Origin of the sequence: Belliella alkalica (genome assembly GCF_022549785.1) — a bacterium.
Classification (GTDB): Bacteria; Bacteroidota; Bacteroidia; order Cytophagales; family Cyclobacteriaceae; genus Belliella; species Belliella alkalica.
Genome location: NZ_JAKZGO010000004.1, coordinates 252,605 through 273,718, shown reverse-complemented (window position 1 = coordinate 273,718; position 21,114 = coordinate 252,605). Strand labels below are relative to the sequence as shown.

The 21,114-nt window shown below is 37.0% G+C and carries 17 protein-coding genes; 8 read left to right on the top strand and 9 right to left on the bottom strand.

Annotated features, from left to right (window positions below; translation table 11 throughout):
- Positions 1-10 precede the first annotated feature (10 nt).
- The 3 genes from MM213_RS06770 to MM213_RS06760 all read right to left on the bottom strand — a co-directional run bounded on the left by MM213_RS06770 (position 11) and on the right by MM213_RS06760 (position 3,596).
- On the bottom strand, positions 11-1,516 hold the full coding sequence (locus MM213_RS06770) for a beta-helix domain-containing protein (protein ID WP_241410730.1): 1,506 nt from the start codon (positions 1,514-1,516) through the stop codon (positions 11-13).
- A gap of 186 nt (positions 1,517-1,702) precedes the next feature.
- The gene (locus MM213_RS06765; RefSeq protein WP_241274491.1) at positions 1,703-2,674 is read right to left on the bottom strand and encodes an AAA family ATPase; all 972 of its coding nucleotides are present in this window, start codon (positions 2,672-2,674) and stop codon (positions 1,703-1,705) included.
- 334 nt (positions 2,675-3,008) lie between these two features.
- Entirely contained in the window at positions 3,009-3,596 is a 588-nt protein-coding gene (locus MM213_RS06760; protein WP_241410729.1) for a pseudouridine synthase, read from the bottom strand.
- Between the two features lie 846 nt (positions 3,597-4,442).
- Between MM213_RS06760 and MM213_RS06755 the strand changes: the two genes are divergently transcribed.
- The 4 genes from MM213_RS06755 to MM213_RS06740 all read left to right on the top strand — a co-directional run bounded on the left by MM213_RS06755 (position 4,443) and on the right by MM213_RS06740 (position 7,352).
- The gene (locus tag MM213_RS06755; protein WP_241410728.1) at positions 4,443-4,667 is read left to right on the top strand and encodes a hypothetical protein; all 225 of its coding nucleotides are present in this window, start codon (positions 4,443-4,445) and stop codon (positions 4,665-4,667) included.
- A 150-nt stretch (positions 4,668-4,817) separates the two neighbouring features.
- Positions 4,818-5,987, top strand: coding sequence for a hypothetical protein (locus tag MM213_RS06750; RefSeq protein ID WP_241410727.1), 1,170 nt, complete (start codon positions 4,818-4,820; stop codon positions 5,985-5,987).
- Positions 5,980-6,339 carry a hypothetical protein gene (locus MM213_RS06745; protein ID WP_241410726.1) on the top strand — a complete coding sequence of 120 codons (360 nt, stop codon included), beginning with the start codon at positions 5,980-5,982 and terminating at the stop codon, positions 6,337-6,339. The genes MM213_RS06750 and MM213_RS06745 overlap by 8 nt, the downstream gene beginning before the upstream one ends.
- A 17-nt stretch (positions 6,340-6,356) precedes the next feature.
- Positions 6,357-7,352 (top strand): BF3164 family lipoprotein, encoded by a 996-nt coding sequence (locus tag MM213_RS06740; RefSeq protein ID WP_369413886.1) that lies wholly within the window; start codon positions 6,357-6,359, stop codon positions 7,350-7,352.
- Positions 7,353-7,438: 86 nt separating this feature from the next.
- On the opposite strand, the gene recG is transcribed toward MM213_RS06740, so the two are convergent.
- From recG to dapF, 6 genes are all read right to left on the bottom strand, one after another.
- Positions 7,439-9,532, bottom strand: coding sequence for an ATP-dependent DNA helicase RecG (gene recG / locus MM213_RS06735; protein ID WP_241274485.1), 2,094 nt, complete (start codon positions 9,530-9,532; stop codon positions 7,439-7,441).
- Between the two features lie 137 nt (positions 9,533-9,669).
- Entirely contained in the window at positions 9,670-10,446 is a 777-nt protein-coding gene (locus MM213_RS06730; protein ID WP_241410724.1) for a S1/P1 nuclease, read from the bottom strand.
- A 472-nt stretch (positions 10,447-10,918) separates the two neighbouring features.
- Positions 10,919-12,106, bottom strand: a complete 1,188-nt coding sequence (locus MM213_RS06725; RefSeq protein ID WP_241410723.1) for a M20 metallopeptidase family protein — start codon at positions 12,104-12,106, stop codon at positions 10,919-10,921.
- Between the two features lie 3 nt (positions 12,107-12,109).
- A complete protein-coding gene (locus MM213_RS06720) occupies positions 12,110-12,634 on the bottom strand; it encodes a hypothetical protein (protein WP_241410722.1) in 525 nt (174 codons plus the stop codon).
- Positions 12,635-12,643: 9 nt separating this feature from the next.
- Positions 12,644-16,021: a preprotein translocase subunit SecA gene (secA, locus tag MM213_RS06715; RefSeq protein ID WP_241410721.1), complete on the bottom strand. Its 3,378-nt coding sequence runs from the start codon at positions 16,019-16,021 to the stop codon at positions 12,644-12,646.
- 151 nt (positions 16,022-16,172) lie between these two features.
- Positions 16,173-16,952 (bottom strand): diaminopimelate epimerase, encoded by a 780-nt coding sequence (gene dapF / locus MM213_RS06710; RefSeq protein WP_241410720.1) that lies wholly within the window; start codon positions 16,950-16,952, stop codon positions 16,173-16,175.
- Positions 16,953-17,293: 341 nt separating this feature from the next.
- On the opposite strand from dapF, the gene MM213_RS06705 reads away from it, so the two are divergent.
- The 4 genes from MM213_RS06705 to MM213_RS06690 all read left to right on the top strand — a co-directional run bounded on the left by MM213_RS06705 (position 17,294) and on the right by MM213_RS06690 (position 21,070).
- Positions 17,294-18,061, top strand: coding sequence for a superoxide dismutase (locus tag MM213_RS06705; RefSeq protein ID WP_241410719.1), 768 nt, complete (start codon positions 17,294-17,296; stop codon positions 18,059-18,061).
- Between the two features lie 381 nt (positions 18,062-18,442).
- A complete protein-coding gene (locus tag MM213_RS06700) occupies positions 18,443-19,225 on the top strand; it encodes a hypothetical protein (RefSeq protein WP_241410718.1) in 783 nt (260 codons plus the stop codon).
- 123 nt (positions 19,226-19,348) lie between these two features.
- The gene (locus MM213_RS06695; protein WP_241410717.1) at positions 19,349-19,816 is read left to right on the top strand and encodes a pyrophosphohydrolase domain-containing protein; all 468 of its coding nucleotides are present in this window, start codon (positions 19,349-19,351) and stop codon (positions 19,814-19,816) included.
- Between the two features lie 174 nt (positions 19,817-19,990).
- Positions 19,991-21,070 carry a fatty acid desaturase family protein gene (locus tag MM213_RS06690; RefSeq protein WP_241410716.1) on the top strand — a complete coding sequence of 360 codons (1,080 nt, stop codon included), beginning with the start codon at positions 19,991-19,993 and terminating at the stop codon, positions 21,068-21,070.
- Positions 21,071-21,114 lie beyond the last annotated feature (44 nt).

The window sequence follows — 21,114 nt, the reverse complement described above, 5'->3', positions numbered from 1 at the left end:
TATATTGATATTATTTCAATGCGTCAAGTTTTCCTGCTACAGCAGTCCAAGACCATCCAGCAAATGCCGACTTATCAGCACCAACTGTATTTTCATTTGCAGCCACTGCAGTCACAGAAGTATGCACTCCATTTCTGAAAGCCACATCTAGTGCAACACCCGAAGCAAGAGTAGTTTGGATATTATTGAATTTTAGCACACCACTTGCAAGGTTGGCCAAACTCTTGTCTCCACTTATAGAAAGATCTCCTCTACCATTACTTGTCGCTGGGTCAGGAAATCCTATGAAATAAAGATTCTCAAAAGTACCTCTTGCTCCATCTCTGAAATCACCCATCTCAGCAGCAGGATGACCGACAATAGTCCCGTTTTTCACTGTGTGTGCTGCATTGAATGAACCTTCAGGGCCATCGATCTCTAAAGCATGATCAGTAGTAGGACCACAGATAACGATAAAGTTATCCATAGTTCCAGACCAAGCTTGATCTGTATCCAATGCATCATCTCCAGAGTTCCAAACTACCGCATTCTTGACATTTACAGTACCTCCAAACCATTCGATTCCATCATCCTGGTTAGCAATCACTTCTACATTTTCTATAACAGTTCCAGAACCTACTCCTCCGAGTGTAAGGCCATTGATTTCGTTACCTTCGCCAATGTTGGCACCACCATGTCTAATTGATATATATTTTATTACACCTGAATTGTCATTAGGGATATTTCCTCCATATCTTCCATTAGTGTCAGAAGCTGGTATACCTTCGATTTGTATCTCAGATACATCTCCAGCAAAAGAACTTGGAGCTCTACCCAAAACAATCACACCACCCCAAAGACCGTCAAGATCCGGATCCAAGTTAGGACTTGCTATCATTCCTGATTCAATTTCATCAGCTACTGATGTAAAAATAATCGGTGCTTGTGCAGTACCATTAGCGAAAATCTGACCTCCTCGAGCTACAATCAAGGCTGTTGCATTTGCTCCAGAACCTGCTTCACCTTTGATAACTGTGCCCGCTTCAATAGTTAATTTACCACCATTTAAAACGAATATTCTACCTCCTAAAATGTATGTTTTGTCAGCAGTCCAAGTAACCTCACCAGTAATATTGGAAGTTATCCTAACAGAAGTAACGGCAGCTCCTACTGTCAATACGTGAGTAGCAGTACCTTTAGACCCATCTCGATCTACAGCTTCAAATTCAAATACAAGGTTTTTTCCAGCATCTGCGGCAACAGCCGTGTATGTGAATTCATAAGTCCCCGTGGTAGCTCCATTAAATTGTTTTGTATCAATAGAGGCGCCATCTTTTTTGACTGTCAAAGAAACAAGTCCATCTGGTGCCGAAATCTGGGCAGTAACTGGACCTAATGTTGCACCAGCTTCAATAGTTGCTGTGGCAGGGATCCCTGTAATACTCACTTGAGCATCAGGTGTTTCTTCATCTCCACAGCTTGTCAAAACCATGATGGCAGCAACAAACATAAAGAGTAAGGAGGTAATTTTTTTCATTGTTGTGAAAGTTTAGTTTTGGTATGAATTTTAACCGCTACAAAACTGACACAAAAAATCTTCAGGATAGAAAAAATGGAATTATGCTTACTTTAAAAATAATTTCAGAATTTAATATTCATTTAAACTTAAATACAAAAAATCCTCCGTTTAAAGGGAGGATTCTGTTTTTTAGCTCAACAAACGCTATTTCAATGTTACGCTTTTGTTAATCGGTATTTTGTCTAAGATGATCTTGATCAAATCTCTTGTATTGATATTGTCTGCCTCAGCTTCGTAATTCAGTATAATTCTATGATTCAACACATCTTCAGCGATCTCTTTGATATCTTCTGGCAATACAAAATCTCTCCCATCCATAAATGCAACCGCACGGGCAGCCAAGTTCAAATTTATACTTGCTCTTGGTGATACACCAAACTGAATGTATTTTGCCTCTTCCTTCAAACCATATTTCTCAGGGAACCTTGTGGCGAAAACCAATTCAATGATATAGTTTTCCAATGGTTCTGCGATTTTCACTTCATTGATCTTATTCCTGATAGCGAAAATATCCTCTTTGGAGAGAATAGCGTTGACTTCAGAATTGAAAGTCATATTGGCCATTCTTCGCATTACTTCCAATTCATCACTCTTCGATGGATAATCTATGTGAACTTTCATCATAAATCTATCCACTTGTGCTTCAGGAAGTGGGTAAGTACCTTCTTGATCTACAGGATTCTGTGTTGCCAATACCAAAAATGGTCTATCCAGCTGATAAGTAGTATCCCCTATCGTAACTTGCTTCTCCTGCATAGCTTCCAAAAGTGCAGATTGTACTTTTGCAGGGGATCTGTTTACCTCATCTGCAAGGATTATATTGGAAAAAATAGGCCCTTTTTTGACTTCAAAATTTGCCTCTTGTTGATTGTAGATCATGGTACCAATCAAATCAGCAGGTAAAAGATCTGGGGTGAATTGAATTCTTCTGAAATCTAAATGAAGCACTTTGGCCAAGGTATTTACCGTAAGTGTCTTTGCCAAACCTGGCACACCTTCCAACAACACGTGCCCATTGGTAAACAAGCCAATCAAAAGTCTATTAACCATTCGGTCTTGACCTACTACTATTTTCTTTACTTCTTCTATGACCTGTTGTATCTTCTCCTGATGCATGGGATGTTTAATTATTTGTTTTATTTCTTATGTTGATGAAGTCTGAAACTAAATCAAACTTGTGACATATATCTACTTGTCAATAGTCAAAGGTCGTCTGACAACAGCGTTTTAGCGCACAAGCTTCTACAAATTTGAGAACGTAATTCATTTTATTACTGTAGATGAAAATTCAAAACGTTAATTTCTCCGATGACAACTATCAATGAAATGAACGAGCAAGCTTCTTCAATCTTATCTCAAATAGGTTTTTTCTTGATTCTTTTTTCAAACTCAGGCTAAATTAGGACAAAATATGTTTTAAGCCAAAATGTTAGTCCTAGGAAGCTGATCTTTAAGTAATTTTTAACAATTCGTAGATTGACTTCTTATCAAATTCACTGATTTCTCCGACTTCATAACCTGCAATTAACAAATCTTCCATGGCATACCTCACCAATCGGAGAGTAGGAAAACCGACCGCTGCTGTCATTTTTCTTACTTGTCTGTTTTTGCCTTCGATCAGATTGAGTTCAATCCAAGAATCGGGGACATTTTTGCGATAGCGAATAGGCGGATTTCGTGGTGGAAGAATCGGTTCTTCTTCGAGCAAAAGTGCTTTGGCTTTTTTGGTATGGTACATTTTTCCATCTACATTTATCTCTACTCCATTTTCCAGTTGGGTGATCGCTTCTGAAGTAGGAATACCTTCTACTTGTGCTAGATATGTTCTTTTGTGTGCAAAGCGGGGATTGAGCAGATGGTGATTGAGGGACTTGTCATTGGTCAGAAGCAGCAAGCCTTCACTGTCCTTGTCAAGCCTACCAACTGGATAGACATCAGAAGGAAAATCACCAAGTTCTTTCAAGGTGTTGGCATCACCACTGAACTGACTCAGAATTCCAAAGGGTTTGTAAATGATAAAGTAGCGGTTTTGTGGCATGGATTGATGATTTGCTTGCAAAGTAAAGTTAGGATAAATTTCTTTATCTCATTTTTATAAATGAATCACTATGATAAATTATAATCGAGGTACAGAAATCCTGAACACATATCAATATTGACTTCACCGTTTTGATTTTTCTTGGAGTAGGCTATTAATTTCGCTCCAGAAGGGATGAATATATCACAAGATGATCCAAAGCCTCCGTCACTTCTGCCATAAACTAAAATAGATTCAAGTTTTTCAGCTTTGAATAATTCATTGACTTCAATGTCAGCCTTATACCAATGTTCATCCTTTTCATTTACACTTAAAAATAAACAATATATCTTTCATAACTAATTGTCACTGTCAAAAATCACTCTTTTCGAACCCTATATCATTTGCTCAAGAAATACTTTCAAAATTTTATTCAAATGCTGTTGATAATCGACGCAAAAAATGCGGTGATTAAATAGGTTAATCGTTGCATAGGTTTAAATTTTTAGAAAAATTAGTAAGACCATAATTGAATTCCCAGTTTTGAAAAGTAAGACACAAAAGGCTATTGCTCAAAAACCGAACTTTAAAGAATTTTGATATCAGCCATCTAAGAAACCTATAGGTTAAACTAAGAGTAGGTTTACCAAAACGGTATCTATAATATTTTTTATCCCTGTTAATCAATTAATTAAAAATTCACCCTAAAAATAATTTATGTTTTATGTTTTATGTTTTATGTTTTATGTTTTATGTTTATAATTAATAGTCGAAAGAATAAAAAAGACTGCGCAGGAATTTTTAAGATTTTGTCACTGGCACTTTGCCAAAATTTAAATTATTTCAAAAAACAAAATTTCATTAAGTATGAGAAAGTTATTTTCATTATTATTTATTCTTGGAATGATAACTTATGGTGGTCATTTGTCTGCACAAGAATCTGTAGATCCTGTAGGACCGGGAATGGGAGACATTAAAGTAAGGACAGATGAAGAAGTTGTGAAAAATAGATGGGGCGATGTTATTGCAAAAATTTGTGAAGATTGCAACGAAAATGGGATTTGTTATGTGTTACAGTGTAAGCTAGATTGAAATTCTTAATGGATTTTTATCTTTAAACAACAAATTCTAAATTTAATTTTAATAAGGTGATTGTTAGGTTTATTTATAATTCTAGACTAGACTCAAAATTAATAGTTAACCATATTCCAACAATCACCTTTATTTTATTATATAATATACATGAAAAATATAAATTATATTTTAGTATTTCTATTTTTTTTCCAAGCTTGTTCAAAAAATAATTCGCAGCTTGAGGATTTTGATTTTACAGTTGAAAAGCAAATTGAAATTGAAAATGATGTTTATTCTCTTGATTTTTTAAACTTCACAAAAATTAATGATTCCTTGATTTATGGTTATGATGTGACAAAAGCTGTAGTATTTAAATATGACAATAGTGGAGAACTCATTAAGTCAAATCGGTTTCAAAATGGAATTAATGAAATTGATTTCTTGCATATAGGTCATTTATACTCTCTAAATAAAGACTCTATTTTTATTATAGAAAGCGCACGTGGTAACATCATTTTGCTTGATAGCGAACTTGAAATTAAAAATTCTTGGAACATTCGTAAATTAGTAAAAGAAAAAATTTACACAGGGGGAGGTAAAAGTCAAATAATAAAGTTTGAAACCTTAAATAATGAACCATTTATCACTCTTTCAGCTGGTGACAGGAATTACCAATCAAATCAAAAGATGTTTTTTGAAAATTCTTTTCTTGCAATTAAAGTGAATTTAAATACTGGCGAATTTCTACCTCTTTTTCAATATCCGCTAGAAAGTCCTTACAGGCAATATCTTTTTTGGGGAGATGAAACACCTCACTTTATTTATTATGATGGAGAATATTTTACAAGCTTTCCATTCGATCCCAATATTTATATTTTTTCTGAGAAGTCTAATGAATACAAAATTATTCAATATAATGGAGTCCTCAACAAAACGGCAATTGGAGTAGATTTCAATGTAGATCAAGGTGAGTTTCAAAAAAATCATTATATAGATGTAAACCATAATCTAAATGATTACAATTTAATCTCAGAAAATCTATTATCAATTTCAGGGAAAAAGTATTTTGTTAGATGTGTAAGAAAGGCACTAAATCAAAAAAATCTTGAAATTAAAGATTTAAATACTTATGCGATATCATCTCCAAAACACGATTATATCATTCAAATAGTGGATTTGAACAAAAAAGAACCATATAAATGGAAGGAATATGTTTTACCTCAAGAATATAGAAATTTCACATACATTGATAAAAACGGTAAATTTTATTTTGAAAAAGTTAATAAAGATAGTGAAGAATATAAAATTGATATCGTTAGTTGGGATATTAATGATTAATATAAGTTGTGGTGAAAATAATACTCACTCAGTATTTAATAAACTAAATATTAGTGATGATTCTTATAATTTAATATTAACTACAAATATTGATTGTAGCAGTTGTATAGATCAAATTATTTTTGGGAAAAGAGATTCAAAACCATATTACGGCGTAGTATTTTCGCATTCACAAAAATCAAATTTGGAAGATTTTAGCTACGCTGTAGATACTAAAGATTGGGTTTCTTGGCATTTAATATCCGATAAAGAATTGTTTCTAGCAATCCTTGATTTCTCAGAAAATAGACAAACTCCTTTATTGTTTGAAATTGAAGATAATGGAATCAAAACTGTTAGATCTCTTAAGTAAGATAGGGTTATTAAAAGATGTTAGACAAAGTTATTATGAGATATCATAGTTTATTTCTTTTGTTATTTTTATTTGTTATTTCTTCTTGCTCCAAAAGTGATGATATAATCACAGAAAGAAATCAAAGCTTAGAAAACATCTTAACTGAGGATTTTCTTAAAAACCCGAGCCAAATGAAAGCTTCAAGTGATGGGAAAATGGTCATCATAGATGAATTTGGGGTTAATGGGTTTATCAAAGTCTTGGATCAGGACTGGAAATTGCTTCATAGCGTGGGTAAACTAGGGGAAGGTCCTGATGAGTTTTCAACGTACCCATCCTTGTCACTTGGAGATGATGGAAAACCCTATATATTTGATGGTTTCAAAAACACCTTATATAGTTTGGATATAAATTTTGGAGCCTTAATTCAAGAGGAATTTTTAGTCCCTGAAAGAGATATAGTTGAAGAAATAATTTCTATTTCTCAATCTGAATATGTATTCCGGCCTGGAGGTCATACCAATCTTTTTACTAAGATCTCTAGAGAATTAAGAGGACCAAAAAAATCATTTCCCCTATCGATCAAAAATTCACACTTCCAAAGTCAAGACAATACTAAAAAACTAACTTTCTCCTCAAATTATTTGACAAAGAAGCCAAATGAAGAGTTGTATGCCTCGGTCTTTAACTATTATGATGAATTGCTCATAACAGATGGAAAAGAAATCAAATTTCATGAAACGCTTTTTGGCAATTTGTTATATGATACCGACCAGACTAATATAGCCTTTACGGCAATTGCCAGTACTGATCAAAACATCTATGCTATCTATTATGGGAAAAATGTCACGGAATTAGAAAATCCTAGTCAATGTAACTTGTTGGTTTTTGATTGGAAGGGAAAGTTAAAAGAAAACATAGCATTAGATCATCCTTTAAATTTCATCACTATTGACCAAGCGAATGGTATTTTGTATGGCTTCAATCCTATGAATGAAGATAACCCGATCTACAAGCTGAAAATGGAATAAAAAAAGTTTGTCTTGTTTGACCAATCTCAATATTTATTGAATCGAGAATGGTCTAAATCTGCGTCCATCTGTGGTAAAATCCAACCCTAACTAATCCTACTCCAATTGATCTCATGCTTCTTTTGAGCGCGGATTTGTCTTAGGACTAGCGCATTTTCAGGTTGGGAGAGATCGGGGTCGGATTGTAGGAGTTCTTGGGCCGCATCTCTTGCCAAGGTCAAGATTGCTGCATCTTTGCTCAAGTCAGCTATCAACAAATCAGCAACGCCACTTTGCTGTGTGCCCATCAAATCACCTGGGCCTCGGAGCTTCAAATCAACATCGGCGATTTCGAAGCCATTGTTAGTCCTTACCATGGTGTCTAGGCGGATTCTGCTGTCTTTGGAGAGCTCGTATTTGCTCATCAGAATACAATAAGACTGATCTGCACCTCTACCTACTCTACCTCTCAACTGATGCAACTGAGAAAGCCCGAATCGTTCTGCATTTTCTACGACCATCACCGAAGCATTGGGCACATTCACACCCACTTCGATCACTGTGGTGGCAACCATGATTTTGGTTTCTCCTTTGACAAAGCGCTGCATTTCGAAGTCTTTGTCAGCGGCTTTCATATTGCCATGCACGATGCTAATCGGATACTCAGGAAATGCCCGACAGATACTTTCATAGCCATCCATCAGATTCTTTAGATCCAAAGTTTCGGATTCCTCAATCAATGGATAAACGAGATAAACCTGTCTTCCCAATTCGATCTGCTTTCGCATAAAACCAAAAACTTTCAACCTGTCTTTGTCATATCTATGCACAGTTTGGATCGGCTTTCTCCCCAAAGGCATTTCGTCAATCACTGAGATATCCAAATCACCGTAAAGTGTCATCGCCAGAGTCCGTGGAATCGGCGTAGCCGTCATCACTAAAACATGGGGAATAAACCTTTCATTCTTAGCCCAAAGCTTAGCCCGCTGCGCAACCCCAAATCTATGCTGCTCATCGACTATGGCCAATCCTAGGTTTTTGAATTGTACGATGTCTTCTAGCAAGGCGTGGGTTCCGATGATGATATGGAGATCACCCGAAAGCAACGTTTCGTGGATTACTTTACGTGCAGATTTCTTGGTAGAGCCAGTCAGCAGGGCAATATTCAAACCCATCAAATCGGCATATTCTTTCAGTCCTTCAAAATGCTGATTGGCCAAAATCTCCGTCGGTGCCATCAAGCAAGCTTGTGCTCCAGAGCTGATTGCTATCAAAATACAGATAAATGCCACCATGGTTTTCCCACTTCCCACATCCCCTTGGATCAGGCGATTCATTTGTTTGCCTGATTTCATATCCGCAAATGATTCCCTAACCACGCGCTTTTGTGCTTCTGTCAATTCAAAAGGTAAATGCTCTTTGTAGAATTTGGTGAGCAACTCTGTCTGATTGAGGATTTGCCCTTGGGATTTTTCCGTTCGGGTAAGCTTCAGCTTTAGTAGCCTCAATTGTACGTAGAAAAACTCTTCGAATTTCAGTCTATACCTAGCTCTTTTGAGGATTTCGGGGTTTTCGGGAAAGTGGATTTGCTTGAGTGCTTCTTTTTTGGGAATCAGATTGAAGCGTTGCAAGACATTCTCGGGCATTGTTTCCTGAATCTGAGGATAGGCTGTTGCGACAAGCCCTTCCATAATTCTTGATATCCCTTTAGAATCTAAATATTTAGCCCTGAGTTTTTCAGTAGTAGGATAGACAGGTTGGAAAGAATTCCGCTCTTCTTGGGCAGTTGTGAACACATCCATCTCTGGGTGGGCTATGCTAAACTTCCTTCCAAATTTGGCTGGTTTGCCAAAAAACACATAGACAGCTCCCGTCACCAGCTTTTTGACTACCCACTGAATACCTTTGAACCAAGTCAGTTCCATTTCTCCAGTCTCGTCAAAAATATGGGCTACGAGCCTCTTTCTTCTACCTTCTCCTATTGTCTCTACACTTCTTACCCTAGCGATGACCTGGACATGGTCAAGGTCTTCATTCAATTCTCTTATTTTGAAGAATTTTGTACGGTCCTCGTATCGAAAAGGGTAATGCTGTATCAGCTCACCAAAAGTGAAAATATTCAATTCTTTATTGAAAAGGGCGGCTTTTTGCGGACCCATTCCTTTTAGAAATTCTATCTTGGTATCAAAGAATCCGGACAATGATCAATGGCTTTTGTTAAAAAGTCACAAATTAACCTATATGATTTTAAAAAGCTAAAAGGATAAAGAAATTGGACAAAAAGAAAATCATGGCCATTCACTGACCATGATTTTCTTTATTTATGATTGATTTCTAGTTATCCATATATCTCTTCCAAAGCCTGTGCAAGCCTAATACCTGCAGCAATCAATCTTTCTTCTGTGTGGTGGTAGTGCTTGTAAATATATTCATATCCAATTCTGCCATTTTCAGGTATATCATACATATCTGGTCTGATGGCAGCTGCTTCTCTCAACCAATCCGCTGGAGTAGTTTTGGTGTACTTTTCAACCAAACTTGGATTGATTCTTTTCTGAAGTTCTGTTGCTATTTCGGAATAACTCATTTTTTTACCTTCGATCAGATCAGAATCCCAGATCGCATGGATATTTGTTTCCTTGTTGAAAAAGCTCACTTTCACATCATTTCCACCACGATCTCCTGGCTTTCCTACATGAAATGGTTGATGCAAATCTCCTACGATGTGAATCAACATTCTCAATTGATCTCTTTCTTCTTCTGGAGTCAATTTTCCACTCTTCAAATTTTCTTTCAGTCTTAAAAAGGCCTCATAAGCATCACCTGCTTCTTCTTGGATGGTTGGATCATATTCCCCATCTACTGTAGTCACCCAATGCCAAGTATTGGTATAATTGTATTTTTTGTCCGAACGAATGTTATCCATCCAAACACCTACACCAGAGATTGATTCTTGCTTCAATACAGCCTCTACTTTCTCAACAGTTGAGGCATCCATTTGCCATTCGGCAAGTTTACCGATTACATAATGCCCAATCGCACCCCATGCGAAAGACTGAGTTTGAATCCCCAACACTAAAACTAGAGCTAATGCGATTGATTTAATTTTTTTCATAATTCGATTTGAAATACTCGAGAAATATTGATAAAATACTTTTGAAATTTATAAGCCTGGATATATATAGATATTATGATATACGGATATACGGAACTTTGCCACTAACTAAAAACAAGCCTGACTTAGCTTAGATCCGATATTAATTGATATTAGATACTCATAGATATTGAACATTAGCAAGCAATCAACCTTGAAATTAAAGCTACTGGCAAAGAAGCGTATAATCATATTATGATATTTGGATATTGGGCTTACGATTCAAACACAAATATCCTTAATATCTAGAATCTCTCTGTATCTGAAAGTTTTTTATATGACTATCCGTTTTCTTACACGTAGCCAAACAAAAGATTGTCGGATGAACGATTTGTGGTTCTATTGACTGTAAGTTGTTGTCTGTTGACGAGTATCTGCAACTTACGTGGCTACTTCTTACCAAACGTACAACATTGCGGATACTCATGTTTTTTTATGCTTCCAACTCTTTAACAGCAAGGTACGCCATCAAACCCGCACCAATTTCCAGCGCATCTTCATCAATATCAAATGTAGGTGTATGAACGCCAGAAGTGATTCCTTTGGCTTCATTCCTTGTTCCCAATCGATAAAAACAGCCGTCGATCTCTTGTGTGTAGTAAGAAAAATCTTCTGCTGCCATCCATATATCCAAATCGATTACATTTTCTTCGCCTAAATAATCAATAGCTGCATGCTGAGCACGATCTGTGAGTTCTTCAGCATTTTTCAAAAATGGATATCCCTTTCTAACTTCAAAATCCACTTCACCACCCATTCCTTCTACGATTCCTTTGGCTATGCTAATCATGTGCTGATGCGCTTTTGCTCTCCACTCTTCATTAAGTGTTCTGAAAGTACCTTGGATCTTGACTTCGTTTGGGATGATATTAGTCGCACCCAGTGCTTCAATTCTTCCAAAAGATAGCACCGAAGGAATCTTTGGAGATGCATTTCTGCTGACCACTTGTTGTAAGGCAACAATCATATGTGAAGCAATCAAAACTGGATCTACCAAAGTCTCTGGCATGGCTCCATGGCCACCTTTCCCTTTCACAGTGATATATAGCTCATCCGCACTAGCCATATACATCCCTTTACGGAAACCAACTTTCCCTACTGGGATCAAAGGCATCACATGCTGACCAATAATACTAGAAGGCCTAGGGTTTTCCAAAGCTTTATCTTTGATCATTAACGAAGCACCTCCTGGTATCAACTCCTCTCCAGGCTGAAAAACTAATTTAATTGTCCCTTCAAATTCAGTTTTCACTTCATTCAAAATCTGCGCAGCTCCGAGTAAGGAAGCAGTGTGAACATCATGTCCACATGCATGCATAACACCCGGCTTTGTTGATTTATACGGAACATCATTTTGCTCGATAATCGGCAAAGCATCCATATCTCCACGCAAAGCGACCACTTTTTTTTCTGGGTTGTTGCCTTTGATCAATACGACAAGGCCTGTTTCTGCTTTGACTTCAAAATCTGTGACACCCATTTTCGACAATTGCTCTTTTACAAAAGCCAAGGTCTCAAATTCATGAAAAGATAATTCTGGATTGGCATGCAAATGCCTTCTATTGGCAATGACTTCGGATTTATACTGATTTGCGAGTGATTTGATTTTTTCCTTGATCATTATTTAATTTTCTTCAGAATCTACATACCCATTTCTCTTGAATCGATCTTGAATGATTCTCGTCATGGGAAATGTCTCTTTCAATTTATTGTAATAAGCTTGCGCTTCTATTCTATTGGTGAATTTCCCAACTTTTACCAAATATCGTGGCTGCTGGTATTCCATTTCTGTTTTGATATCTGGAAAATTCATGTAAAGATCATTCCTTGTCTTGAATGCAGCATCTCTATCCACTCCACTATAGACCAAAACTGTGAAACCTGAATAGTATCTTTCTGACCTATTTTTGTCTGCATTTCTTTTTAATGCATACTCCAAATCAGAATCCACAGCCAAACTACCACTAAAAGACTCGCCTTCTGCTTTGTCTTCAATTTGGTTTTCCATACCAGGAAAGCTAATTCGGGTAGCGGACAAATCCTCGTTGTATGAATCAAATTCATTTGTATCATTGCTAACCTTCTTGATCACATTACATGACCCTAGCAAGAAAATCAGCACTATTCCACTTAAAAATGATTTCATCATAACTTTAATTTAGCCTTCTATAATTATACATTTTCCTGCTGCCACATCTAGTTCTACACTTTTGAACTTCACGTCTTTTTTGACAGTACCATCTGCATATTGTGCTGTAACTCTGTCATTTCTGCCATAAGCTTTCTCAGATTTCCTTGGAGCTACTACTTGCTGTTCAGCTTGTCTATTGGCCACTGCTGCAGCAGCTTGCCTATTTGCTCCTGGATTTAGAGTACTTCCAACTTCTGCTTTTGATGCCTGCACATTTTCTTGACTTTTTGGTGCTTGGGCAGCTTTTACTTGACTTGGATCTTGTGTTGGCAATTCTGCTTTGGCCAAGAATGAAATTACATCTTCATTCAATCTTCCTACAAAACGCTTGAACATCTCAAAAGCCTCAAATTTATAAATCAACAGCGGATCCTTTTGTTCGTAAACAGCATTTTGTACAGATTGCTTCAAATCATCCATATCTCTTAAATGCTCTTTCCAATTTTGATCGATGATTGCCAAAGTAACATTTTTCTCTATGGCCCTGATCAGATCGCGACCTTCATTGGTCACAGTGGATTCTAGACCAACAACTACGCCAATCTGCTTCAATCCATCAGTTATTGGAACCATTATTTCCTTTACAGTAGCTCCTCTTTGTACATACACATCTTTTAAGATTGGAAGTGCTTTTTCAAGAATCCTTTCGTTTTTGGAAACATAGCTTTTGTATGATGCGTCAAAAAGTTCTTGGGTCAATGCATACACATCTTTATTGGCAAGATCCTCAGCTCTAAATGGATGGTCAATTCCTAGGGAACTGAAAATATTCATTCTCAGATTCTCCAAGTCCTCAGTGGACTTTGCCATCTGAATGATATCAGAACAAACATCGTACATGATATTCAAAATATCCAACTCCAATCGCTCACCCATCAAGGCATTTCGTCTTCTTTTATAGACTACTTCTCTTTGGGAATTCATCACATCATCATACTCAAGGAGACGCTTTCTTGTACCGAAGTTATTCTCTTCGACTTTTTTCTGAGCTCTTTCTATGGATTTGGAAATCATGGAATGCTGAATTACTTCTCCTTCTTCCAGTCCCATTCTATCCATCAGCTTTGCGATTCTTTCCGATCCAAAAAGTCGCATCAAGTTGTCTTCCAAAGACACAAAGAACTGTGAAGATCCCACATCTCCTTGACGACCAGATCGACCTCTCAACTGACGATCGACCCTTCTTGACTCATGTCTTTCAGTACCGATGATAGCCAACCCACCTGCAGATCTTGATTCTGGAGTAAGTTTGATATCTGTACCTCTACCAGCCATGTTGGTAGCAATCGTGACCGTTCCTGGCTTACCTGCCTCAGCGACCACATCTGCTTCACGGGCATGTTGCTTCGCATTCAAGACTTGGTGTTGGATTTTTTTGATCGTCAACATCCTGCTGAGCAATTCCGAAATCTCTACTGAAGTAGTACCTACTAGCACCGGTCTTCCAGCTCTTGTCAGTTCTACAATTTCATCTGCTACAGCATTGAATTTCTCACGGACTGTTTTATATACTTTGTCGTCCCTATCTTGTCTTACTATAGGTCTGTTCGTCGGAATGACTACTACATCCAATTTGTAGATTTCCCAGAATTCCCCAGCCTCTGTCTCTGCAGTACCTGTCATACCCGAAAGCTTATGGTACATCCTGAAATAATTCTGCAAAGTGATCGTGGCGTAAGTTTGCGTTGCATCCTCTACTTTCACATTTTCCTTCGCTTCTATCGCTTGGTGAAGTCCGTCAGAATATCTTCTTCCTTCCATCACACGACCTGTCTGCTCATCGACGATTTTCACTTTTCCATCCACCAAGATATACTCAGTGTCTTTTTCAAACATACAGTATGCCTTCAAAAGCTGGTTGACAGTGTGAATTCTCTGTGCTTTTACACCGTAATCTTTGATGATTTCTTCTTTTCGAATCAACTTTTCCTTATCGTCCAAGTCTGGATTTTTTTCCATCTCAGCGATTTCGACTCCTATATCAGGAAGAATAAAAAATTCCGGGTTTTCGTTTTTCTTGGTGATAACTTCAATCCCGTTGTCAGTAAGCTCTACACCATTTGTTTTTTCTTCAATTGTAAACAAAAGCGGCTCATCTGCCTCAGGCATATTTCGCTTGTTGTCTTGAAGGTAATAGTTTTCCGTCTTCTGAAGAATCACTCTAATCCCTGGCTCAGAAAGGTATTTGATCAATGGCTTGTATTTTGGCATACCTCTGAATGCCCTGAAAAGTGCCAAACCACCATCTTTTTCGTTTTTCTCTGCAATAAGCTTCTTTGCTTCAGAAAGATATCCTTGAACCAATTTACGCTGCTCATCAACCAAAGTGGCAACTCTCGGCTTCATGTCCATAAACTCATGCTCATCCCCTCTCGGAACAGGACCAGATATAATCAAGGGTGTCCTTGCATCATCGATCAATACTGAATCGACCTCATCTATCATTGCAAAATGATGCTTGCCTTGTACCAAATCACCTACATCACGAGCCATGTTATCTCTCAGGTAATCAAAACCAAATTCATTGTTGGTTCCATAGACGATGTCAGCTTTGTAAGCCTTTTTCCTTTCTTCGGAATTTGGCTTGTATTTATCTATACAGTCCACTGATAAACCGTGGAATTCAAATAGGGGTGCATTCCACTCCGAATCTCTTTTTGCAAGGTAATCATTGACTGTTACCAAATGAACACCTCTTCCAGCCAGAGCATTGAGGTAGGAAGGCAAGGTAGAAACCAAAGTTTTCCCTTCACCAGTTGCCATCTCTGCAATATTGCCTTTATGCAATACCATCCCACCGATCAGCTGTACATCATAGTGGACCATGTCCCACACTACTTCCGTTCCCGCTGCCATCCACTTGTTGTGCCAGATAGCCTCATCACCTACTATCTCAACGTTTGCCTTTTTGACCGCCAATTCTTTGTCATAAAGATTGGCTTTGACTTTCAGGCTTCCAGCTTCTTTGAATCTTCTTGCTGTTTCTTTTACTACTGCAAAAGCCAAAGGCATTACTTTTTCCAAGACAACTTCCAGAGCTTCGTCTCTTTCCTTTTCAGTCTTGTCGATTTCATTATAAAGAGCATCTTTTTCATGAACTTTATCTGGTGCCAAAGCTTCAATTTGATCTCTAAAACCTTTTATTTTATCATCAAAAGATTTCAAATCCCCGTTGATAATTGACTTGATCTCTGCTGTTTTACCCCTTAATTCATCATCAGAAAGGTTTTTAAGCTTTTCAAATTCCTGATTGATCAACGCTACTTTTGGAGTTAACTCTTTTATATCTCTATCTGACTTAGTTCCAAAAACTTTTGCCAGACCTTTTGCTATAATTTCTAACATATCATGCTTTATATAATTGCGGCTTAAAATTACTTTGTTTTTATTACAATAGAAAATAAGGAAATGGATGATGAGGCATTAAAAAAGCCAAAAATCACAATTCAATTTTTCTACTAGTTAATTATTTATACTTCACATTTAAATGAAATTTTTATTGATCACTTTTCCATTTTCCCTGAAAAACCTGTTTCGCGGGTCCGATCAAAGTGATATTTTTAAATGAACCATCTGCTAAGGCTGTGAATTTGACTTTCAAGTTCCCACCTTGCGTCTTGATAATGACTTCATTGAGAGAATTTTGGTATCCATACACAAGGGCACAGGCCGTGACTCCAGTTCCGCAAGAGAGGGTTTCGTTTTCTACTCCCCTTTCGTATGTCCTCACGTGAATTTCATCTGATGAAAGGGGTGTTACAAAATTCACATTTGTCCCTCCAGGTTCATACATTTTACTGTATCTAATCTCTGCCCCAGTTTCCACTATTGGATATTGTGCTACATCTTCTACAAATCTGACATGATGAGGAGACCCTGTATTTACAAAGAAATCCTGTCCAGAATTGGAAAGACTCTTTACATCTCCCATTCCCAAAGAAACGATATCATCAGAAATCGATGCTTGATGCGGACCATCTATCGCAAGGAAAGATGCTTCTAAAGCTACTATTTCCAAGAACTTCGAAAATGCAACAGCGCATCTCGCCCCATTGCCACACATACTTTGGGAGCCATCCGCATTGAAATAAATCATTTCGAAATCAAAGCCTTCTTTGTTTCGAATCAAAATCAAACCGTCAGCACCAATCCCGAATTTTCGGTCACATAGCTGCTGGACAAGACTTAGATCTCTTTCAGGAAAAACTTCACTTCTGTCATCAATCATGACGAAATCATTTCCAGTTCCCTGATATTTATAAAAAGATATTTCCATTCTACTAAATCTCAATTGCTCAATGTTTGTAATAATAGGTGGATATCTTCCTTTATTTAAGATGAAATTCCTTTTTCCAACTTTAATAAGGAGAAGCTTATCCACATTCCATAACCCAACTAACCCTAATGATAGAATTACAGATAAAACTTTAATTCAAAAACCAAACCAAGGGTTATTGGTTCTACAAACATAAGCAACTTGTCATAAAATCAGACTTATTGTCCGAAATATGGTTTTATTATCGGCATGAAATCTTTAACTTAGGCCAAATTGAATATAATTGACCCAAAAAAAGCTATCTAAATAACGCAATCAATTAAAAGGAAAACCATAAAAAAATGAAAAAATCATCCTTTAATGTATCAAGAAGAGTATTTTTGAGCCAAAGTTCTAAAGCAACATTTGCTTTAGGTCTCGGATCTAGTGTCATTGGTTCTGCTTTTCTTTCAGCTTGTGGAGGTGGAGCCAGCGAAGAAGAAAAAATAGCGCTGAGTACTGGCTTTGACCAAAATCAGCTCCCATATGACTACAATGCACTCGAACCACATATCGATGCCATGACAATGGAAATTCACCATACCAAGCACGCTGCCGGTTATGCCAAAAACTTAGCTGAGGCAGCTGCTGAAGAAGGTGTAGATGTGAGCAAGCCTCTTGAAGATGTTTTGATGAATATATCAAAGTACTCTACGAAAATGCGCAATAATGCCGGTGGCCATTATAATCACGAGTTGTTTTGGAAAACAATGGGTCCAGATGCTGGAGGGAAGCCTGAAGGAGACCTTGCTGCAGCAATAGATGCCGAGTTTGGTAGCTTCGATGAATTTGTCAAAAAATTTGAAGACGCCGGCAAAACGAGGTTTGGATCTGGCTGGGCATGGTTAGTAGTTGGAAATGACCAAAAACTCGCGGTGGGCTCTACACCAAACCAAGATAATCCATTGATGGATGTCTCTGATTTCAAAGGAACTCCTTTGTTGGGAATTGATGTTTGGGAACACGCTTATTACTTAAAGTACATGAACGATAGAGGTGGGTACATAGGAAATTGGTGGAATGTAATCAATTGGAAAGCTGTATCTGAAAGATATGCTGCATTGACTTAATTTCTTGAAGTTATCTGGATAGTCGCAATCAGCTTATCGATTGCTTCAAGTAGATCTTTTATCTAGTTTCTGCAAAGGAAGTAGATCTCCACTTATCCAATATTATAGGAATGGACAAAAAGGTGAAAGTTGAAAGGAACATTTCCTTTTAACTTTCACCTTTTTCATTTCATACAAGAGTGCTGATATTTCGAATATTTTTTATTTTTTGAACCTCCTATTTGGAGCAGAATGTCATGGCTGCTAAAGCCAAAAATCAATGTTTTTACACCTCTAAGTAAAAGTTAACAGTAAAAAGGTTTAAAATCTCAATATAATGTCATTTTTTAATCCATTCGTTGGCATAGGCATTGCGTAGGTATGGTTCTAAACCAACATATTATGAAGATGAAAATTTTAATGAAAAACTATCAAAAAATTGCTTTTGCTCTAGTTATTGGACTAATCTCTTTTTCTTGTACAGAAGATGATGATGTGAATGCAAATGAACCACAAAGCAATGTAGCGTTAAGTGCCACAGCCTCTAATAGTAATACTGCTGGCGCCCGAATCAATGAAAGGGTAAACGTGAATGGGTTTGAAGTAAGCCAATTTTCAGTCGGAACAAAGGATGTCGAAATGAAGTACGCTGCTAAAGCGGACTTGTTGGCAGGAATCAGCATTGGGGACATTACTTTTAAAACCAATGTAAATACTGCATTCCATACAGAAGCTTCAAAATCGAGAAACCTCATCCTTGTAAACAATGGCAATGTGATGGTTTCTACACTCGCAGAAGGCAGAAGCCCTGATGGGAACTACACAGAAGTTGATTTTAGGTTATTCAAAAAGACAGAAGGAAATGAAAATGACCCAATGTATGAGAAATCTCTATGGATAGCAGGTGAAATCGATGGGAAAATATCAACAATCTGGTTGACAAATGAAAAGATTCTAAAAGCTAAATCTGAAAATGCAACTGGAATAGAAGTAGATGGTGAAACAGAAATGGTTCTTTCATTCGATATGAGCAAGCTTTTTGCAGGAGTAGATTTTAGTACAGCAGTAGATGCAAATTCTGATGGAAGGATAGATATCGGGCCAAATAGTGCTGATGGAAATGCGACTATCTTATCTAGAATCGAAAGCAATCTTGAATCTTCAGTGATTTTGAAGAAAAAATAAAAGGTTTTCACAAAAACTACTTTATTAGGAATTAATTTTTATGAAAAAAGGCCGGATAATTTCGGCCTTTTTTGTTTTCTTTAAGGTTAAATTCAATGCAATAAATCAAAAACCTATTTACCTATGGAAGAACCTAGCACACTTTCGGCAGTTGCTGAATTTCATCAAACCTTCAAGCACCCAGTATTATCAAGCCCGCAGATTCCCGACAAAAAGAGGTGTGACTTGCGCGTATCACTGATTGCCGAAGAGTTAAAAGAACTAGAAGAAGCCATAGCCAGCAATGATTTAGTGGAAGTTGCAGATGCACTGTGTGATATACAGTATGTCCTTTCTGGTGCAATATTGGAATTCGGCTTAGCAGATAGATTTAAGGAATTATTTGACGAGGTACAGCGTTCTAATATGAGTAAGGCTTGTAAAGACATTTCCGAAGCTGAAGCAACTGTCAAACATTATCAAGATAAAGGTGTTTCATGTTTCTATGAAAAGGAAGGGGAACTTTATTTAGTCTTTAGAGAAGGAGATAGAAAGACCCTTAAATCTGTCAATTATTCTCCGGCAGATATTAAGAAGATTTTGGCTTACTAATATTTATTTCCTAACTTTAAAACAGTTCACATTACTATTTTAACGCAAGTCTTAGCAAGGCCAAGAATATCTTAATTCTGTGAAGTAAGGAAGCTGATTGAAAAAAAATCAAACGGTAAACTTACATAAAGGCCATACCCAGCCATCATAAATTAAATTATTCCAATTACCTATATGAACCAATCCATTAAGTTCGTCGACTCGAACAATTCTCAGTTTTTTGCTACTATCAAATCCAGAATTGACCATTATTTCCAGAGTAATAATATATCTAAAACAGCCAACGGTTTGATGGTTTTCAAGACCATCCTATACCTTACACTGTTTGTATCTTTTTATTTTCTGATTCTATTTGAGGCATTTTCACTTTGGGGCAGTCTTTTATTAGCTATTGGACTTGGAGCAACAATGTCCTTTATAGGTTTCAATATTTGTCACGATGCCTTACATGGTTCTTATTCCAAAAAGCAATGGATCAACAACTCCTTGGGATACATATTCAATTTGATCGGTGCAAACGTATATATCTGGAAAATCACACACAACAAAGTACACCATACTTACACCAATATTATGGGGCATGACGGTGATTTGGATGTGGCTCCAGGCTTGATTCGTGTTTCTAAGGATGAAGAAATCAAACCAATTCATAAATACCAGCATTTTTATGCGTTTTTCCTTTATTCACTTGCTTCTATTTCTTGGTTTTTTAGAAAAGACTATGTCAAATTCTTCCAAACAAGAATAGGTGCGCACGTCAATAATCATCCAAAAATTGAATACTTTAACCTGTTTTTCTACAAGTTAGTATATTATACAATGTATATCATCTTGCCATTGGTGATCATGGACATCACATGGTGGCAGTTTTTGATTGGCTATTTGGCTATGAATTTCACGATGGGATTAGTATTGGGTTTGGTATTTCAGTTGGCTCACTTGGTAGAGGAAACACACATACCACATCCCAAAGAGAATGAAAACATTGAAGAATCATGGGCAGCACATCAGATGAGAACAACTGCAAATTTTGCTAGAAAAAGCAAATTAGCAGCCTTTGTTTGTGGTGGGTTGAACTTTCAGGTGGAGCACCATCTTTTCCCAAAAATCTGTCACATACACTATCCAGCTATATCAGAAATAGTGAAAGAAACAGCGCATGAATTTGATTTGCCTTATCACGACAATGAATCTTTCTTTTCTGCACTAAAGTCTCATTACAACTTCCTTAAAAAAGCGGGACAGGCGGCATAAGGAAGATTAAAAAAAAGAGGTTTAAAAATGAAGCTGATATATTT

Excerpts from the sequence above, each read along its gene's own strand:
- MM213_RS06695 (WP_241410717.1), top strand. The coding sequence starts at position 19,349 with ATGGAAGAACCTAGCACACTTTCGGCAGTTGCTGAATTTCATCAAACC.
- MM213_RS06765 (WP_241274491.1), bottom strand. The coding sequence starts at position 2,674 with ATGCATCAGGAGAAGATACAACAGGTCATAGAAGAAGTAAAGAAAATA.
- MM213_RS06690 (WP_241410716.1), top strand. The coding sequence starts at position 19,991 with ATGAACCAATCCATTAAGTTCGTCGACTCGAACAATTCTCAGTTTTTT.
- MM213_RS06720 (WP_241410722.1), bottom strand. The coding sequence starts at position 12,634 with ATGATGAAATCATTTTTAAGTGGAATAGTGCTGATTTTCTTGCTAGGG.
- MM213_RS06700 (WP_241410718.1), top strand. The coding sequence starts at position 18,443 with ATGAAGATGAAAATTTTAATGAAAAACTATCAAAAAATTGCTTTTGCT.
- MM213_RS06755 (WP_241410728.1), top strand. The coding sequence starts at position 4,443 with ATGAGAAAGTTATTTTCATTATTATTTATTCTTGGAATGATAACTTAT.
- MM213_RS06725 (WP_241410723.1), bottom strand. The coding sequence starts at position 12,106 with ATGATCAAGGAAAAAATCAAATCACTCGCAAATCAGTATAAATCCGAA.
- MM213_RS06750 (WP_241410727.1), top strand. The coding sequence starts at position 4,818 with ATGAAAAATATAAATTATATTTTAGTATTTCTATTTTTTTTCCAAGCT.
- dapF (WP_241410720.1), bottom strand. The coding sequence starts at position 16,952 with ATGGAAATATCTTTTTATAAATATCAGGGAACTGGAAATGATTTCGTC.
- MM213_RS06740 (WP_369413886.1), top strand. The coding sequence starts at position 6,357 with ATGTTAGACAAAGTTATTATGAGATATCATAGTTTATTTCTTTTGTTA.
- MM213_RS06730 (WP_241410724.1), bottom strand. The coding sequence starts at position 10,446 with ATGAAAAAAATTAAATCAATCGCATTAGCTCTAGTTTTAGTGTTGGGG.
- MM213_RS06770 (WP_241410730.1), bottom strand. The coding sequence starts at position 1,516 with ATGAAAAAAATTACCTCCTTACTCTTTATGTTTGTTGCTGCCATCATG.
- MM213_RS06705 (WP_241410719.1), top strand. The coding sequence starts at position 17,294 with ATGAAAAAATCATCCTTTAATGTATCAAGAAGAGTATTTTTGAGCCAA.
- secA (WP_241410721.1), bottom strand. The coding sequence starts at position 16,021 with ATGTTAGAAATTATAGCAAAAGGTCTGGCAAAAGTTTTTGGAACTAAG.
- MM213_RS06760 (WP_241410729.1), bottom strand. The coding sequence starts at position 3,596 with ATGCCACAAAACCGCTACTTTATCATTTACAAACCCTTTGGAATTCTG.
- MM213_RS06745 (WP_241410726.1), top strand. The coding sequence starts at position 5,980 with ATGATTAATATAAGTTGTGGTGAAAATAATACTCACTCAGTATTTAAT.